Annotated in this window: 13 protein-coding genes; 9 read left to right on the top strand and 4 right to left on the bottom strand. The window is 37.2% G+C overall.

The features are described from left to right. Window positions 1-31: 31 nt before the first annotated feature. Genes HMPREF1140_RS05740 through HMPREF1140_RS05730 form a run of 3 tightly spaced genes read right to left on the bottom strand, consistent with a single transcriptional unit; the run spans window position 32 to window position 3,027 of the window. Window positions 32-868 (bottom strand): carbohydrate ABC transporter permease, encoded by an 837-nt coding sequence (locus HMPREF1140_RS05740; protein ID WP_009662901.1) that lies wholly within the window; start codon window positions 866-868, stop codon window positions 32-34. A 1-nt stretch (window position 869) separates the two neighbouring features. After that, a complete protein-coding gene (locus tag HMPREF1140_RS05735; RefSeq protein WP_035619976.1) occupies window positions 870-1,784 on the bottom strand; it encodes a carbohydrate ABC transporter permease in 915 nt (304 codons plus the stop codon). Next, window positions 1,756-3,027 (bottom strand): ABC transporter substrate-binding protein, encoded by a 1,272-nt coding sequence (locus tag HMPREF1140_RS05730; protein WP_009662927.1) that lies wholly within the window; start codon window positions 3,025-3,027, stop codon window positions 1,756-1,758. Before HMPREF1140_RS05730 ends, HMPREF1140_RS05735 begins: the two co-directional genes overlap by 29 nt. Window positions 3,028-3,290: 263 nt before the next feature. Between HMPREF1140_RS05730 and HMPREF1140_RS05725 the strand changes: the two genes are divergently transcribed. The 7 genes from HMPREF1140_RS05725 (at window position 3,291) to HMPREF1140_RS05695 (ending at window position 9,303) form a co-directional block, all read left to right on the top strand. Beyond that, window positions 3,291-3,938, top strand: coding sequence for a corrinoid protein (locus HMPREF1140_RS05725; RefSeq protein ID WP_009662848.1), 648 nt, complete (start codon window positions 3,291-3,293; stop codon window positions 3,936-3,938). Between the two features lie 4 nt (window positions 3,939-3,942). Then, window positions 3,943-4,533: a hypothetical protein gene (locus HMPREF1140_RS05720; RefSeq protein ID WP_035619974.1), complete on the top strand. Its 591-nt coding sequence runs from the start codon at window positions 3,943-3,945 to the stop codon at window positions 4,531-4,533. 3 nt (window positions 4,534-4,536) lie between these two features. Continuing rightward, entirely contained in the window at window positions 4,537-6,063 is a 1,527-nt protein-coding gene (locus HMPREF1140_RS05715) for an ASKHA domain-containing protein (protein ID WP_009662891.1), read from the top strand. Window positions 6,064-6,079: 16 nt separating this feature from the next. Next, a complete protein-coding gene (locus HMPREF1140_RS05710; RefSeq protein ID WP_009662957.1) occupies window positions 6,080-7,132 on the top strand; it encodes a methylcobamide--CoM methyltransferase in 1,053 nt (350 codons plus the stop codon). Window positions 7,133-7,319: 187 nt separating this feature from the next. Then, window positions 7,320-7,925 carry a TetR/AcrR family transcriptional regulator gene (locus HMPREF1140_RS05705; protein WP_009662869.1) on the top strand — a complete coding sequence of 202 codons (606 nt, stop codon included), beginning with the start codon at window positions 7,320-7,322 and terminating at the stop codon, window positions 7,923-7,925. 14 nt (window positions 7,926-7,939) lie between these two features. After that, a complete protein-coding gene (locus HMPREF1140_RS05700) occupies window positions 7,940-8,335 on the top strand; it encodes a hypothetical protein (RefSeq protein WP_035619996.1) in 396 nt (131 codons plus the stop codon). Beyond that, on the top strand, window positions 8,332-9,303 hold the full coding sequence (locus HMPREF1140_RS05695) for a ketopantoate reductase family protein (protein WP_009662892.1): 972 nt from the start codon (window positions 8,332-8,334) through the stop codon (window positions 9,301-9,303). The genes HMPREF1140_RS05700 and HMPREF1140_RS05695 overlap by 4 nt, the downstream gene beginning before the upstream one ends. Before the next feature lie 73 nt (window positions 9,304-9,376). Here HMPREF1140_RS05695 and HMPREF1140_RS05690 read toward each other — a convergent pair whose 3' ends face one another. Beyond that, the gene (locus HMPREF1140_RS05690) at window positions 9,377-10,954 is read right to left on the bottom strand and encodes a vWA domain-containing protein (protein ID WP_009662939.1); all 1,578 of its coding nucleotides are present in this window, start codon (window positions 10,952-10,954) and stop codon (window positions 9,377-9,379) included. 268 nt (window positions 10,955-11,222) lie between these two features. Between HMPREF1140_RS05690 and HMPREF1140_RS05685 the strand changes: the two genes are divergently transcribed. After that, window positions 11,223-12,176: a peptidase gene (locus HMPREF1140_RS05685; RefSeq protein ID WP_009662875.1), complete on the top strand. Its 954-nt coding sequence runs from the start codon at window positions 11,223-11,225 to the stop codon at window positions 12,174-12,176. Then, on the top strand, window positions 12,151-12,798 hold the full coding sequence (pcp, locus tag HMPREF1140_RS05680; protein ID WP_035619972.1) for a pyroglutamyl-peptidase I: 648 nt from the start codon (window positions 12,151-12,153) through the stop codon (window positions 12,796-12,798). Before HMPREF1140_RS05685 ends, pcp begins: the two co-directional genes overlap by 26 nt. Window positions 12,799-12,857 lie beyond the last annotated feature (59 nt).

Here is a 12,857-nt window from a genome sequence, read left to right as displayed (position 1 = left end):
GTAAAACCCCATATTAAGGTTTTACTCTTTTTTAACCCTTGATACTGTCACCAAGCAGTCCTTTTATAAGAAATTTTTGAATGAAAATAAATATTATAAGTGTCGGAATCATGGTGATGACACTTGCAGCCATCTGAGTTTCCCAGGTTGTCTTATAAAGTGACTGATAATCTGTAAGTGCCATGGCTACAGTTCTGTTTTCCGGTGACAATATAAATGTTCGGGCAAAAAGCAGGTCGCCATAGGCTCTGATAAAGGCAAAAAGCCCTGTTGTAAGCAGACCCGGAAGTATCAAAGGGGCAAGAATAAATCTTACGCCTTCAATCCTGGTAGCACCGTCCATCCATGCAGCTTCTTCAAGCGTTACAGGTATATCCTTTATATATGAGTACAAAAGCCAGAGACTCATAGGCAGGCATACAGCCACATTTGCAATAATAAGTGCAAGTTTGGTATCAAGCAGTCCGAAGTTTTTAAATACAATATATATCGGTGAGGCAAGTATTACCTCCGAAAACATTTGAGTCAGAATGATAATCAAAAGCACAGTTTTTCTAAGTTTAAATTTATACCTTGCCACAGCATATGCGGCTAAAATTCCGATCAAAAGACAAATAATTGCCGAAGCTATGGAAACATAGAAACTTGTTAAAAGTGCAGGCAGAATGCTTTTTTCACCTATTAAAACTGTCTTATAATTCACCCATTCAAGTGGGGATTTAAACCATGTAGGTGGCCATTTTGTTATATCCTCATATTTTTTCAAAGAGGTATTTAGCATAATAAATATAGGACTGATAAATATAAAAACAAACACGGAGTAAAAAAACGTTCTTATAGCTTTGAATATTTTTCTTCTTAAAATCATATCAATCCTCCTCCACTTCCAGCTTATAATAAAGCATTGTAAAGATAAAAAGTATTATTACTACTACAGAGGAGAGTGCATATGCAGCTCCCAGATTAAACTTTGAAAAAGCTTGCTCATATATTTTCAGCATTAGAGTTTCAGTACTTCTCATAGGTCCACCGCCGGTAAGAACAAAGATAACATTAAAGGAATTGAATGTCCATATACTTACCAAAGTTAATGTAACCAGAAATACCCTCTTTATACATGGACAGGTGATATGAATGAACCTGCTTATAACACCTGCACCGTCTATCTTTGCACTCTCATAAAGTGAAGAATTTATATTTGAAAGCCCTGCCATAAATATCATAGAGACCATTGGAAGTCCAAGCCAGGTATCCACAAATGAAGCGGCAAAAAATGCCATACCCGGATTTGAGAGAAAGCTTATATTTTCATGCATCAATCCAAGTTTTTGAAGATAGAAATTCAGATAGCCGTAATTTCCATCCAGTATCCACTTCCATATAACAGCTACAGCCACCTGTTGCATTGCCCATGGCAGGAGTGACATAAATTTTAGAAATTTTGAAAAATACATATCACTGTTCATAAATAATGCCATGACAAATCCCAAAGACAATTTAAGAAAAACAGTAACTATAGCATATCTGAAAGTGAGTGAGAGTGTTGGAAGAAAGAATTTTGCACTGAAAACTTTCTTGAAATTTTCAAGACCTACAAAGTCCATTTCACCATTGATGATTGCAATCTTAAAAAAAGACCCCGATATAATGCGATATATCGGGTATCCAAATAATAATGCCACTACTACGAAAAGAGGCAGCAACAATATATAAGGTTGAAATCTTTTTTGAAAATTGGCTCTATTTGAAGAGACTTTATTTTGCGATTTCAGACTGTGCCTCATCTAATGCCTCTTTTGCTCCCATCTCACCTGTAAGAGCTTTTTGTACAGCAGTAAGGAATGCCTTGTTGAAGCTGTCCCAATCCTCTACCTGCGGCTCACTGATACCGTACTCTATGCTTGCGGCAAATGCCTGCATAAACTCAGTCTTGAATCTTTCATCCTCAAACTCTTCTTTCAATATAGGGAACCAACCGAAAGCCTCTGATACAGGTCTCTGATATTCAGGCTGTCCCATAAATTCTACAAATTTCCATGCGAGATCTTTGTTCTTGCTGATACTTGAAATAACATATGAGTCTGTTACCAAAGTCTCTGCCTTTTGCTTACCTTCAGGAAGTACTGCTACCTTGTAAGGTGCTGTATCGGCGGCCTTATCAAGTGTTTCCTTCTCCCATGGACCTGATACGAACATTGCAAGATTACCATTTGCAAATAATGTAGCCTGGTCGCCTCTTGCAGTGCTTACTACATCCGGAACAAGCTTTTCATCATTGAACTGCTTAAGATATTCTAAAGTACCCACATTTGCCTCAGTGTCAAATGTGATCTCACCCTTATCATCTACCAAAGCACCACCGTTTTGATATATAAAGTTTAAAAGCTCATCAGTTCCGCTTGTGATATCTGTAGGAATTGCAAATCCATACACATCAGGATTAGAGCTGTGAACTTCTTTAGCGGTTGCTAAAAGTTCGTCCCAGTTTGTTGGAGGTGTTTCTATCAGATCGCTTCTATAGTATAAGGCTCTTGATGAGAATGCCATAGGAATACCGTATTGCTTTCCGTCAACGCTTCCTGTTGCCAAAACAGACTCAACTCTGTTTGCTTTAAACTCATCTGTAATATGTGCACTAAGATCCTCAGCTATGCCGAGAGTTGCAAGCTGCTTTAATGTTCTTGAACCTGTAAGCATGATATCAGGTGCATCGTCTGCCTGATAAAGTGAAACTATCTTTGAGTTGAGCTCATCCCAACCTACTGAGACTATCTCAACTTTAACGCCTTCATTTTCCTTTTCAAAACCGGCAATACCATTGTCAAGCTGCTCTTTCAAATATCCTCCGTCATAGCCCGGAACCAATAATTTGATCACAGTATTCTCTGATGATATACCTGCTGTTGTAGACTCTGCTACTTCCTTGTTTGCCTCTGTACTTTCTGTTTTTGCAGTTGTAGAACATCCTGCTAAAAGTGTGCTTGCAAGCATCATGCCGGCAAGACTGAATGATAAGATTTTTTTCATAGTTTTTGTAAATTCATACCCTTTCTTTTGAAGTTAAATGCTTAAGAATTATATCAAATATATATATAAACATCTATATATATTCAAAAAAACGATAAAAAAGGTCTGTTTATTTATAAGACATATAATAGCATTTTAATTTTTGTATTAATATAGTACATATCGGTTGATTCGTATGAATATATAAAAACAGACTGAATTTGCTTGCTAAGTAATAGCATGAGAAGTTATCATTATAAGAAATTAATTGATAAGGGAAATATATGAGAAGCAAAGAAGAATTATTGAGGCTTATGGCAGATTATGTCAGAGATATGGAAGATGAAGCAATAGTTGATATTGCAAAGGAATATCTTGATGCAGGGTACCCGGCAAAAGAGGGTATACTTGACGGTTTGACTGTGGGAATGGAGGAAGCGGGAAAGCTCTATGATGAAGAAGAGTATTATATAGCGGAATTATTACTCTGTGCCGATGCCATGTATGCAGGTATAGATGTACTCAAAGGTGAGATAGAAGGAAATACCGATAAGAAGATAAAGGCTGTAATAGGTGTAATAGATGGGGATACTCATGATATAGGTAAAAATCTGGTGAAGATAATGCTTGAAACTGCCGGTTTTGAGATGATAGATCTTGGCAGAGATGTTGCAGTGGAAGATTTCGTAAAGGCAGCTATGGAACATGAGGCGGGGCTTGTATGTATGTCTTCTTTGATGTCCACAACAATGTATGGAATGCAAAGGGTTATAGAGGGTCTTGTAGAAAGCGGATATCGTGAAAATGTAAAGATTATGGTAGGTGGCGGCCCAATCACCCACAATTTTGCAATGCAAATAGGTGCCGATGCATACTCGGATAATGCTATAGAAGCAGTAAATGTAGCAAAAAGACTTTGCGGATTGGCTTAAGTAAATGAGAGATTTACGCTTCTGTTTTGATAATGAAAAATGCCGAATGGATGATGTGTACAATAAATTATATGAGGAAAATGTATATGAGCTTGACGGTATATTGCAGATTTTTGATAATAAAAATGAGCTAAACGCTATATATAAGTATCTGATAAAATATGCCGGATTATCGGATGAAGCAAGGGCAGTGATGAATGAGAAAATCAAAGATATAGAAGAAAAACTGCTTGAAAGAGTAGATACAGCCATATCAGACGGATATAAAATAATAAGTCTGGCAGATCCGCTATCAAGCATTGAATTTCTGGGTAAAAAGGGTGCGAAAGTATATATTGATACTATTTTGCTTGATCTTATATATAAAATAAAGCATTTATGCGAGAAAAACGCCTGTATACTTCATCTATGTCCAAGACTGAGCGCTTTATTAAAATCAGATGAAAATACCAGGTTTAAAGAAGTAAAGCTTAATAGCAGTTACAACTCTTTGGTTGAGGCTTTATTGTCGAATCATAAAGAAAGTATAACAGCCTTTAGATGTATACATTTTCGTGGCGAGATCGATAAGATACAAGCTATTAGATTGGATTAAAATATGAATGTATTGGAATTTTTAAGAGAAAAAAATATTCATATAGAAGCTGCATGCAATGGTCTGGGTGTATGTGGAAAATGCAGGGTAAAACTAAGAGATACAGATGCTTTGGAGAGTGAAAGAAAGCTCTTGGGTGAAGAAAATATAAAAGCCGGGTATAGACTTGCCTGCATGCATTCTGTAGATGAAGTTGATAAAGAGCTTATAGTAAAAGAACTTGAGGTTGATGAAAAGCCTGAAAATATAGTACTTACCGATAGTTTTATACCTAAAATCAATCATACAAATATAAGAGATAAGTACGGTATAGCCATAGATATAGGAACGACCACAGTGGCTATGGAGCTTATAGATCTAAAGAATTCTAAGATTATTTCAAAAGTTGCTGATGTAAATTCACAAGTCAAATTCGGCTTTGATGTAATGAGTAGAATTGCATTTACATTGGAAAATCCCGGAGGACTTTTGGCTTTACAAAGATGTATTGTTGATACATTGAATACACTTATAAATAAATTACTTGATGAGAGCAAGATAAGGAGAGAGGATATAGCAGAACTTGTAGTTTCAGCAAATACCACAATGTGTCATATCTTACTTGGAGAGAGTGTGGAGAGCCTTGGTAAATTTCCGTTTTTGCCGGTATTTATAGAAGTAAAAAGAGTATGTGCAAAAGATGTTGGTATTGATCTTGATGCTACACTTATAACATTACCGCATATATCAGGATTTTTGGGTTCTGATATAGTATCCGGAGTATATGCAAGCGGTATTTGTGATGATAATAAAGCTGAAAATATACTTTTTATAGATATTGGAACAAATGGCGAAATGCTTCTAAAAACAGATAAAAAGCTTCTGGCCACCTCATGTGCTATAGGGCCTGCGCTTGAAGGTATGAATATTTCATGCGGCATAAGAGCCGGAATCGGTGCGATAGATGATTTTCACATTGATGAAGACGGCATTTCTTATACTACTATCGGAAATACAGAGCCGACAGGAATATGCGGAAGCGGTGTACTTTCTATGGTGAGAGAGCTTTTAAAGGCAGGTTTTATAAACAAAATGGGAGCTATAGATAAAAAATGTCTTGATAGTAATCATAGCTTTATCAAAGCAGATGATTTCGGTAAGCCATTTATAAAAATAAATGATAATCTGTATTTTACAACAAAGGATATAAGGCAGGTACAGCTTGCCAAGGGAGCTATACTCTCAGGTATAAGAGCGCTTATAAAAAAAGCCGGTATTGAAACCGGTGATATAACAAGAGTATGTATAGCCGGGCAGTTTGGTAAGTATATAAGTATGGACTCTTTCTTTGGGGTGGGCCTTATGCCAAGTGAATTTGAGGGAAAGGTTGAATACCTTGGAAATACCTCTTTGACCGGAGCGTATATGGCTCTTCTTGATAAAAATGCGATAGAGTATATGACTGAAATCTCTGTGGAGACTGAGTATTTTGAGCTTTCAAAGCTTGAAGAGTATGAAAAAATATTTGCAAAGGCTTTGAGATTTGACTGATAATAGGAGAAAATATATGGAACTTAAGATTCATCCTAATGATAAGATGACACCTGTGGAAAGGGCAAAAGCAATAGCTGAAAAAAGAGATTATGACAGAATAATGATGGATCCTTTTTTGGGCGAGATAAAGGCAAGGCTTATAGGAAAAAATACAAGAGAGTATTGGAGAAATGAAGACAGCCTTGTAATGGGAGATATAGTGTCTATGAACCGATTCGGTCTGGACGGAATGGGTGTGGGTCCAAATGCCTATGGCATTGCAGAGGCAATGGGAGTAGTGCCGCATTACCCCGAGCAGGGGCTTATATATGTTGAGAGTCATCCTATAAACAGTATTGATGGGGTCAATAGGCTAAAGGATATTACAATTGATAGCGGAAACTTAAAGATGTATTATAATGCTACTGCAAGGCTACGAGAAATAGCAGACGGATTTTGTGGAGTAGGTGCTTCTGTATCGGGACCTATAACATTAGCAGGATTTGTACTGGGAACAGATAAACTTTTAAAAGCTATGATAAAATCACCTGATAAGGTGCATGAATTTTTGAGATATATAACAGATAATGTAAAAAAGGTCGTAGATATTTTCAATGTACTTGATATAGGTTTTTCAATGGCAGACCCTATAGCCTCATGTACTATGATAAGCCCCAAAATGTATAGGGATTTTGCATATCCATATACTTTGGAAATCAGTTCTTATATCAAGGAAAAATCAGGCAGAGCGCCAAGCTATCACGTTTGCGGGAATACAAAAAAGGTGTGGGAACATGTAAAAAATCTGGATATAGGCCTCTTTAGTGTGGACAATGAGATGGATATAGATGAAACTTGTAAGTTTTTTGCAGATTCAAAGATGATTGCAGGGAATGTAGCACCGGTTTACACCATCTGTAATGGAACACAGGAAAATATAGAAGATGAAGTAAAGAGATGTATCCTTGCGGGAAAAAAATGTAAAAAGGGCTTTATGCTCACTCCGGGATGTAACCTTCCCCTTGCAACAACAGATGAAAAGATAGATATGTTTTTAAATGCGGGAAGGAAGTATAGCTTTATATAATCAATATTAAAATAAAATATGTCTATGATCTATCTGCTGTAGTAAATATTATGGCACTTGCTAAGATGCAGGTGTCTTTTTCATTTCTCAAAGCAATTATTGACTGATAGTCGAAAAAAAGTATTGACAGTGAGTAAGTGAAGCCCCATAATAAAAATCGACTATTAGTCAAAAAAAGGAGACTGAAATGAAAAAAGGTGAAAAAAGAAAACAGGAACTTCTAAATCTTGCCTATCGTATGTTCATAGAAAAAGGCTATGAGAATACAAGTATTGATGAGATTGTGGCTAAGGCCGGTATAGCAAAAGGAACTTACTATTATTATTTTGCGAGCAAAGAAGCAACGCTGGAGGCGGTCATAGAAATGATGATAGAGAAGGAGAGCGCTGTAGCCAAAGAGCTTCTTGCGGCACAGCTTTCGATACCTGAAAAGTTGGTTTCGGTTGTAAATGCCTTTCGTCCGGATAAAGAGGAAGCGGTGATTACGGATGTTCTGGAAAGAAAAGAAAATATTATTATGCATGATAAAATCTGCAAGAAAATTGTAGAAGTGGCGGTACCGATTTTGGCAGAGATTGTTCAAGAAGGAATAGCACAGGGAATCTTTTCGTGTACGTATATTGAAGAGCGAGTGAAGATGCTCCTTGTTACGAGTCAGCATATGTTCGATTATGGAAATTTTGGTGAAAAAGATGTAGAGGTGTATATCGATATGCTGGAGAAGTCTCTTGGGGCAAAAACGGGAACCATGCAATTTATCAGTAAGGTCTTAGTAGAGGGGGCAAAGGAATGAAGGAAGAACAGTCAATGCATCAGAAAAAAATGAATCTTTTCTTGCGCGTGCTGTTTATCATTCTTATCATAGCGATATCCGGTGCGGCGATCCTACAGATTTTAGCACCGGAATATATGGGAAGAAACTCTGCGTATGGCATTTCTACAGGATGGCAGAGAGAAATCGGCTTTTGGAATATTGCCGTTTTAGTCATATTGATTACGGCGTATAGGCACTACAATTGGACCTATCTAAAGTCTATTTTGCTGGCTCTCATTCTCGGCGGAATCGGTATCGGAAGCAATCATTTTATCCATTATCTTAAGATGCATCAAATGGTAAATTTGATTGGCACGGTGGAAAATTATCTTCTGGTTCTTGCCTGGATAATCGGATGGAAAATAGAAGAAAGGAGGCAGAATTTATGAGAATATGCATAGTGGGTCTTGGTGTCATTGGCACAACTTACGGCTATGTGTTCCAAAAAGCAGGGCATCAAGTCGAACATTTGTTGAGAGAAGAGAAAAAATCGAAGGCACCGGAAAGTCTAAATATCAGTTTATTAGATGGACGTTATAATAAAAAAGGAGAAGAAAAAGCAGATCAATACAAGGTGAATCTTACCAAGCCGAATACAGAGTATGATTTTATTATTTTGAGTGTGGCAAGCGGGAAAATAAAGGATGCGATAGCGACACTTTCACAGAACCATATTAGAGGAAGCCTGATTTTATTTTGTAACTTTTGGAACAGTCGGGAAGAGATGAACGAAATAGTAGGTGCTTATCCTTATATTATAGGTTTTCCTACCGCAGGCGGAAGACTTTTGCAGAATAACTTGGACTGTGTTCTCTTTGACCATATTATGCTGGAAGGTGAGGGAAAAGCAGGGATTTCCAATTACAAAGCTTTAACAGATCTTCTCGCTTCCGCAGATTTGAAAACGGAGATTCCTCACGATATGGTGGAATGGATATGGATTCATATGGCTATCAATGCAGGGGTCACCTCTTCTGCGGCCCGGGAAGGGAAAATTGATCATCCGATGCAGCTTGCTCTTAATTTGATGAAGGATGCCCATGCCCTGTCTATTACAGTAAAGGTAATAAGAGAAACGATTCAGGTGGTCAAGGCGAGAGGAGTGGACTTAAGCTTCTATAAAAATGAACTTCTCCCGTATAGAATTCCGTCTACCTTTGCCGGAATTTTTATGAAACGAATGTTCAAAACGAATGAACTCACCCGAAGAATCATGACTTTACATAGTGATGTAGGGGATATGCTATATGGGTGCAAATGTGTTTATGAGACCGGGAAGTTAGAGCATCTTGAGTTACCGGTGTTTTACTCTAATATGGATAAACTTTTTATAAAAGCTGACAGTCTACTGTTATGAGAACTGTAGTGGCTGTATATATAAAAATACCGGCTTTATTTTAGAATAAAGCCGATATTTTAAGGTTTATATTTTATTGTTCTTTTGTCATTGAGGCAATCTTTTTTACAAGTAATAAAAATTCGAGTTTATTGGTATCACTCTTAATATCAGAGATTGAATTAAGTAATGATTCAACATCATCATAGCTTGACTTACCCTTAAACTCCGAATCACGAAGTAACATTCCGGTCTCCGCCACTGCAGAGGCGAACTTCATATTATCAGACATTTCCGTTTTTATGTCTTCGGTAGTAACAGGGTAGTTTAATTCTTTACTTGTTTCGGAATCAGGCTCCTTATATCTTACTGCAATATTTAAAAGGTCATTAGACTCTGTAACAGCACTGCTTTGGTATTTTAAATCCGAGCCGATATCCATTGGAGAGTCTTTATCTACTATCTCATACAATACGGTTACTCTGTGGACTGAACCTATTTCACCGCCGTCTTTGGTATCATCCTTAAAGTCCTCATCATCCATGATACGATTTTCATAGCCTATAAGTCTGTATCCCTTTATAAACTTAGGATTGAATTCCAATTGGAACTTTACATCCTTTGCTACAGTAAAGAAGTTTGCACCAAGCTCTTCTGAAAGTACTTTCTTTGCCTCAAATCTTGAATCGATATAAGAATAATTTCCGTTACCGTTGTCAGCCAGTGCTTCCATCTTATTGTCTTTTATATTCTCAGTACCGAATCCAAGAACAGAAAGGAATACACCGCTTTCTTTTTCCTTCTTTATAAGCCTTGTAAGTTCACCTTCACTTGTGATCCCGACATTTAGATCACCGTCGGTAGCAAGTATAACTCTGTTATTTCCGTCTGCTTTAAAGTATTTTCTTGCAATTTCATAAGCTGTCTTAATACCTTCAGATCCTGCAGTACTTCCGCCCGCTTCCAAATCTTCTATAGCAGCCATTATTTCTTTTGAGTCGGAACCCTTTGCACCTTCAAGTACAATCTGATCGCTTCCTGCATATGTAACTATGGAAATTGTATCATTTTCTTTTAACTGCTCACAAAGAAGTAAAAATGCATTTTTAACAAGAGGAAGCTTGTCAGGTGAATCCATAGAGCCTGATACATCAATAAGAAATACAAGGTTTGAAGGTTTCTTTTCAAGCTCATCCACCTGCTTGGCCTGCATTCCGACCATCATCAGCTTGGTGTCGGGATTCCATGGACAGGCGGAAATTTCGGTAGTCACCGAGAAAGGCTCACCTTCATTTGGCTGTGGATAGTCATAGTGGAAATAATTCAGCATTTCCTCGATTCTTACAGCATCAGCCGGAGGCAATTCTCCGAAATTTATGAAACGCCTTATATTTGCATATGATGCGGTATCCACATCTGCCGCAAATGTGGAAAGTGGTGAAGTAGCAACAGCTTTGAAGTTACTTTCGTCAATAGCATTGTATTCCTCAGTGTTATAATTTGCATCATAACTTACATAAGGAGTGGCATATTCAGCCACCTTTCCGGTATCATAAACCGCACCTTCCGTTTTAGGCTGTGGGCTTGAACATCCGACAAGTAAGGCAGGGGTGCTGAGGGCAAATATCAACATACCTGTACTTACCTTACAAAAACTTGATCTATTTTTCATATACTCATCCTCCTAATAAAACAATCAAGTGTAAAGCTTATAATAATAGTAACATTAAATACAATATAATAAATGTAGAAGAGCGTAAGTATTTATTAAAAATTTGGACATAATTTATTCATTAATCTGTGCTTCGCTTGAATTCAAATTATTTAAATAATAAGGTTTAGATGGTATGCATGATATAATTTTATATTTATCTTGATATTGATATATGGTGGTATCATAATATTAATACAATGAATGAAAAATATCAGGGGGTATTTTAGTGGCTGTCAATATCAAAAATGATGAAAAAGCTCTTGCAGGTGCCAGGTGCATTATTCAAAATTGGATAGAAGCAAAGGAAAATGAGGTATTACATTTTATAACCGATGAAAATCATATCAGAGAAGCCGATATTTTTGAACTGGCTGCCTTTGAATGCGGAGTGGTGCCAAAAATCACCATACTGTCATCGGATGGTGTGCAGTCAGGTGAAGTGATAGAAAAGATGAAAAATACCATGTATTATTCGGATGTGATAATAGGCGCCACACATTATTCCTTTATTACCACAGAGGCGGTGGACTATGCCTTGAAAAAAGGTTCAAGATTTCTTTCTTTTCCAATGCATACAAATGACAACAGCTCTATATTTGAGAGAGAATTTATCAGAATGAGACCAAAGACGGCTAAGAAGATGGGCAGGCCTGTAGCGGATAAAATAACAAAATCTGAGAGGGTAGTAGTGACAACAAAGAAAGGTACAAATGTTGCTTTTTGTGTTAAAGATAGAAAAGCCGGTATATTTGTCGGAAGCTGTACCGGGAGAGGAAGAGTGGCTTCTTCAAGCTTTGAAGTTTATGTTCCTATAGTGGAGACTATGACAAACGGAGCAGTAATAGCTGACGGTTCACTTGGATATCTGGGAGCTATAAAAAGTCCTATAGAATTGGTATTTGAAGCCGGATATCTTGTGGAAATAAACGGGAAAGAAGATGCCTCAAGACTAAAAAGATATATGGAAAGCTTTAATGATAAAGAGATTTATTGTGCTGCAGAGCTTGGTATAGGCTTAAATACAAAGTCAAAATGTGAGGGCGTATGCTACATTGAAGATGAGTCTACATATGGAACATTTCATATAGGATTTGGAAGGAATATAGCGCTTGGAGGAAATCATGAGGCAAAGGGACATTTTGAAAGGATAAGATATGAAACTATTATTGACAGCTTTTGATCCGTTTGGTGGTGATGCTATAAATCCTGCTCTTGAGGCGGTGAAGCTTGTAGCTGATAAAATCGGAAGATTTGATATCGTAAAGCTGGAAGTACCTACTGTCTTTAGAAAGTCAATAGATACAGTAGCAAAGGCTATTGAGGAAGAAAAACCTGATGTAGTTCTTTGTATAGGACAGGCGGGTGGAAGATTTGAAATAACACCTGAGAGGGTTGCTATAAATGTGGATGATGCCAGAATAAAGGACAATGAGGGCAATCAGCCTATAGATATAAAGATTTTTGAAGACGGAGAGAATGCTTACTTTACAACACTTCCTATAAAGGCCATGGTAGAGGCAATAAGAGAAGCAAACCTTCCGGCAGCTGTATCAAATACAGCAGGAACCTTCGTTTGTAATCATTTGATGTATGGTGTTCTCTATACATTAGCAAAGAAATATCCTCATATAAAGGGTGGATTTACACATGTTCCGTTTATACCTGCACAGGTAGCGAGAAGAACACCGGTGGCTCCTTATATGGCACTTGAGGACATAAAGAGAGGACTTGAAGCCGCTATAGCCGCTATTGATAAAAACTTTGATGCAGATATAAATGTAAACGGCGGTAAAGAGTTTTAATAAGTTTAATATAACCTGTTTCAGGAAACTGAAGCAGGTTTTTTAATACAAAAAAATTG

The sequence above is a fragment of the Lachnoanaerobaculum sp. ICM7 genome, from assembly GCF_000287675.1.
In the GTDB taxonomy this organism is placed as follows: Bacteria; Bacillota; Clostridia; order Lachnospirales; family Lachnospiraceae; genus Lachnoanaerobaculum.
This window is presented reverse-complemented; position numbering and strand designations above follow the sequence as displayed.

Bases quoted from the DNA above. Each gene is read 5' to 3' on its own strand.
- HMPREF1140_RS05715 (WP_009662891.1), top strand. From the start codon at position 4,537: ATGAATGTATTGGAATTTTTAAGAGAAAAAAATATTCATATAGAAGCT.
- HMPREF1140_RS05705 (WP_009662869.1), top strand. From the start codon at position 7,320: ATGAAAAAAGGTGAAAAAAGAAAACAGGAACTTCTAAATCTTGCCTAT.
- HMPREF1140_RS05730 (WP_009662927.1), bottom strand. From the start codon at position 3,027: ATGAAAAAAATCTTATCATTCAGTCTTGCCGGCATGATGCTTGCAAGC.
- HMPREF1140_RS05710 (WP_009662957.1), top strand. From the start codon at position 6,080: ATGGAACTTAAGATTCATCCTAATGATAAGATGACACCTGTGGAAAGG.
- HMPREF1140_RS05735 (WP_035619976.1), bottom strand. From the start codon at position 1,784: ATGAGGCACAGTCTGAAATCGCAAAATAAAGTCTCTTCAAATAGAGCC.
- pcp (WP_035619972.1), top strand. From the start codon at position 12,151: ATGAAACTATTATTGACAGCTTTTGATCCGTTTGGTGGTGATGCTATA.
- HMPREF1140_RS05695 (WP_009662892.1), top strand. From the start codon at position 8,332: ATGAGAATATGCATAGTGGGTCTTGGTGTCATTGGCACAACTTACGGC.
- HMPREF1140_RS05700 (WP_035619996.1), top strand. From the start codon at position 7,940: ATGCATCAGAAAAAAATGAATCTTTTCTTGCGCGTGCTGTTTATCATT.
- HMPREF1140_RS05690 (WP_009662939.1), bottom strand. From the start codon at position 10,954: ATGAAAAATAGATCAAGTTTTTGTAAGGTAAGTACAGGTATGTTGATA.
- HMPREF1140_RS05720 (WP_035619974.1), top strand. From the start codon at position 3,943: ATGAGAGATTTACGCTTCTGTTTTGATAATGAAAAATGCCGAATGGAT.
- HMPREF1140_RS05725 (WP_009662848.1), top strand. From the start codon at position 3,291: ATGAGAAGCAAAGAAGAATTATTGAGGCTTATGGCAGATTATGTCAGA.
- HMPREF1140_RS05740 (WP_009662901.1), bottom strand. From the start codon at position 868: ATGATTTTAAGAAGAAAAATATTCAAAGCTATAAGAACGTTTTTTTAC.